Consider the following 1,793-nt stretch of genomic DNA (forward strand, 5'->3'; position numbering starts at 1 on the left):
CCATGTAGGAGCGCGAGGAGGCCTGGACCGGCCCGAAGGCGAGTCCGATCAGCAGGCCGTAGAGGATGTAGGCCTTTTCGGCCGCGGTGCCGAAGAGGCCGCCGGAATCGGTGGTGGGCAGCTGTATTAGGCCGAGCAGCGTGAAGCCTGGCCCGGTCGACACGACGCCGATCGTAGCCAGCAAAAGCAGCATCAGCGCAATCATCACCACGGCCTTCGATCCGAGCGCGGTGTCGAGGCGCGCGGCGATCCAGCAGCCGAAGATCGCGACGACGTTGAGGATGATGCCGAACATGCCGATCTCGGTGATCGACCAGTTGAACATGCCGGCGGCAAAGGTGCCGCCGAGCGCCAGGAGCGCGTTGACGCCGTCCTGATAGATCATGCGGGCGACGAGGAAGCGGAAGATGCCGACGCGCTTGCGCACCTCGAAGAGCGTGGACTTCAATTCCGACAGGCCCTCCCGCACCGCCGGGCCCATTGAAAGCCCCTTGATGGCGTCCGGCGTGAAGATGAACATCGGCAGGATGAACAGGAAGTACCATCCGGCCGACATCGGCCCGGTGAAGCGCGCGTCCTCGCCGAGCTTAGGATCGAGCCCGAACAGCGGGTCGAGGCCGATGATCGTCTTGCCGGTTTCCAGATTGCCGGCCAGGAACAGCACCACGAAGATCAAGGCCACCATGCCGCCGAGATAGCCGAGCCCCCAGGCGATGTTGGAGATCTTGCCGATGTCCTCCTTGGGCACTAGGCGCGGCATCATGGAATCGTTGAAGACGGTGGAGAATTCCGCGGCCACAGAGGCGAGCGAGAAGAGCAGCACGATCAGGAACAGGCTGGAGCCGGGCGCGGCGAACCAAAGCAGCGTAAGGCTGATGATCTTGACCGCCGCGAAGGAGGCGATCCATGGCTTGCGCGGCCCGGTCTGGTCGGCAATCGAGCCGAGCACCGGCGAAAGCACCGCGATGACGAGACCCGCGGCAGCGATGCCGTAGCCCCAGGCAGCCTGCCCGGTTGTGGGGTCGCTCGCCATGCGCGAGACGAAGTATGGCCCGAAGATGAAGGTGGTGACGACGGTGAAGAAGGGTTGCGCTGCCCAGTCGAAGAACATCCAGCCCCAGATGCCGCGCCCCGTTGCCCGCTGCACTGCTACTTCGGCCATGTCCCCTCCGGCATCGTCCGCTTGCCCCGCGCCCCGCGCATGTCTGCATGTTTTCGGGCGGCGATGCAAATGAACAAGCACGGCGCCGCCGCTCATTGGCTTGCGCGTTTCCACTCCGCGTCAGCGGGAACAAGAGCGCCGGCCGCGACCTCTTCCTTATGGGGAGATCGGACCTCAGGTCCGGATGGGGGTGGCGCCGAGCCCCGCCCCGCTGCTTCGCAGCGACCTCCCCGCAAGGGGCAGGGTAAACCTACATCCCCGTCAGGTCGCTCATCAGGCCGGACGCCACCGACAGCCGAGACACGGTGATGTCGCCGGCTTCGGTCAGCGCCTGCAGCCTCTCGCGGATTCGCCCGACCTGCTCGCCGCCTGCTTCCAGCCAGGCCGCCACCGGATCCACCGCCTGGCCGTGGGCGGTGAGCGCCGCGACCGCGATGCCGCGCCTTGCGGCGCCGATCGTGTCGGTCGCGCGCGACAGCGCCAGCTGGTCGTAATAGTCCGGCGGCATGATCGAGCGCGCGGCCTCCTCGACGCGAGGGATGCGAAAAGCGTCGCTGACGGCGAAGAAGGCCCTAGCGGCGCTGACGATGTCGGCATTGGCCGTGCGTGCGGTGAGCGCGATGTCCGGGAT

The 1,793-nt window shown here is 66.5% G+C and carries 2 protein-coding genes; both read right to left on the reverse strand.

The genetic code is table 11. The features are described 5' to 3' along the window. Window positions 1–1,162 (reverse strand): MFS transporter (locus EOA60_RS31435; RefSeq protein WP_164899710.1); only part of this gene is annotated, 1,162 nt, incomplete at its 3' end. Between the two features lie 250 nt (window positions 1,163–1,412). Then, on the reverse strand, window positions 1,413–1,793 hold a 381-nt coding region (locus EOA60_RS31440; protein WP_164899711.1), incomplete at its 5' end, for an NAD-glutamate dehydrogenase domain-containing protein.

This window comes from Mesorhizobium sp. M1A.F.Ca.IN.020.06.1.1, from assembly GCF_004023265.1.
Taxonomy (GTDB): Bacteria; Pseudomonadota; Alphaproteobacteria; order Rhizobiales; family Rhizobiaceae; genus Mesorhizobium.